This window comes from Photobacterium sp. SKA34 (genome assembly GCF_000153325.1).
In the GTDB taxonomy this organism is placed as follows: domain Bacteria; phylum Pseudomonadota; class Gammaproteobacteria; order Enterobacterales; family Vibrionaceae; genus Photobacterium.
Map to the genome: position 1 here is coordinate 186,406 of NZ_CH724141.1, position 2,351 is coordinate 188,756.

Genomic DNA, 2,351 nt, shown 5'->3' on the forward strand with positions numbered 1-2,351 from the left:
GAGCCTTTCTAAGTTATCTTTACTTTGTATTCTCAGTTATTCAACTTAAGAGTCTTCACTTTCAGCTTGTCACATAAATACGATACTTTATATCACTAACAGAGCGCCAAATAGCAACCTCTTATTAATTCAATTTTCTCATAACCTATTGAAAAAAATTAATTAATATTTAAATATGTACTTAATAAGACTAGAGGTCATGGCTTTCAATAAGCATGCACAAAGCTTTTATGCGAAGTTGGGCTTTGAAGAGTTATCAAAAATAATGTGGAAAACTGTAGATTAACAAAGTGTCTAAGACAAATTTTCAACGTTCGGCTACTCTTGTTTTTTTTGATTTTATTAAACAATGGGTTAGGTAAGGGTGTGGCTTTCTTTACCACTTAAATAAGCGTTATGAGTACTGACTTATATAGAAACTTAAAATCGTTGACATAGAGTTTAACAAGTTCACTATTTCTTAATGCTCTAGTGATACCGTTTTGCTTAAATTGCTATTTTCTTATGCGTCACTTCTTAAGATCTTTATTGAGAGCATTTTTGAGGCTTTGCTTCGGGTTAACTGTCTTTGATAGGGAGTATTGTTAGTCCCAATGTTGAAATTCACGTAACAGATAAGTCGTAAAACGTTAAGCCTCACAAACGGTTAATCACCTAGTGGCTGTCGGTCACCTCCACCTCGGTAGGCATCTAACGCTACTTTTAAACGGCGCAGCTTATCGCGTGAACGGTTCTTGTGATTGACCGCCATGCCCATCGAAAGCACATCGACCAATGCCAGCATAGCGTAGCGAGATGCAGATGGCTTGTAGATGAAGTCGGTTTCCATATGTTTGATCGGTAGCAAGATATCCGCAATTTTTGCCAGTGGTGTGTCTTGTGGCGTTATCGCGATGATCTTAAGACCGTATTGTTTGGCTAACATGGCTGTATCAGTGATTAATGGTGTAAAGCCGGTTGCAGAAATCATCACCATTACATCATTGGCATCTGCTGTCGCAGCAACCATGCGTGACATTAAACCATCATTGTACGATACCACTGGGTACCCCAAACGAAACAGTCTATGTTGTAGCTCTTGAGAGGCAATAGTTGAGCCGCCACCCATACCGATAGCAATAATCTGTCTAGCGTTATGCAACCAGCCCACAGCGGTTTCAACATCTTGTTCTTTGAAGAGAGCTCGATTGATGTCAAGACTCTGCTTGATTGATTCGTAGATACCTTGATAGCCAGTTTGATTTACTGGCTCGAGAATAAAACGCTGACCGACCGCTAGGGTTTGAGCGAGCTTGATCTTCATATCACGTACGTTATTACAGCCGATCGCTTTAGCAAAACGGGTAATGGTGGCTTCACTTACATGCGCGTTTTCTGCTAACTCTGTAATGCTGACTTTAGTTGCAAAATTAATGTCATCCATGATCAGTTTGGCGACTTTTTTCTCTGCATCACGAAGAACGGGAAATCGTTCCGTTATCTGTGAAATGATATCTACTTCTAAACTCAAGAGTTTTAATCCTTTATTGGTGGGGCTAATCATTATTACTAGTCATCTGTAACTATACTTAGCCCATTTAATATATCATTTTTTTGATTCTAGTTTATTTCTAATTAGAAACAGGTTTTTACCCAGTGGGTTACCTGATATTCGTCATCGCTGATGGCAATATAACGCCACTTATCGAAGGTTAGGCAGGGGTGTGATGTTGAAAACGCAATCATGTCACCTACTTCAATATCTGAAGAGCCATCTGTTTCAACAAAGGTATGCTGATCCATTACCGCCGTCGCGGTAAGACCTTTGACTGAGATAGCTTCACCATTACGATATCCGCGCTCAGCAATAGGTAAACCAGCATCGAAGGCCACATCACGCTTACCTAGTCCCACCACCAATTTGTTTGGCTCTGGACGAGAGATAACATACGCCCACACTTCAAGTGCAGATTCTAAATCCCCATCGAGTTCACACGCATAACCTTGGCTTACTTGCGCACGTTGTAAGACCTTACTTTGAGCATCTAGATAAATCCCTGTATCGTGAATGGCATAGCAACCTGGGCGGATAATCGCTAAGTAATCGGTTAGGTTTGCTAAACATTCAGCTACGACGTCGTACCAAGCCGAGCCTGCGCCAGTTATGATAGGTTGTTCTGAAATTAGATTATCTGATTCGAGGCTTTCAACTGAAGTCAGCGCCTGTTTTAAGAAGGCACGAATATCTTGCTCGGCATTGTCGCCATAAATCACGCCCTCATAAACTTCAATACCAGCGAGAGAAAGGGCTGGAGCAGCTTGGATGGCTAGCCCCAGCTCTCTAACTTCTTGAGGTGAACGACAACCACAGC

The 2,351-nt window shown here is 41.3% G+C and carries 1 protein-coding gene and 1 pseudogene; both read right to left on the reverse strand.

The genetic code is table 11. From position 1 onward, the window contains the following. Positions 1 to 646 precede the first annotated feature (646 nt). Complete coding sequence (locus tag SKA34_RS02200; RefSeq protein ID WP_006643861.1) at positions 647 to 1,510, reverse strand: MurR/RpiR family transcriptional regulator; 864 nt, start codon at positions 1,508 to 1,510, stop codon at positions 647 to 649. A gap of 104 nt (positions 1,511 to 1,614) precedes the next feature. Further along, positions 1,615 to 2,351, reverse strand: a pseudogene (locus SKA34_RS02205) (amino acid deaminase); the annotation flags it as partial.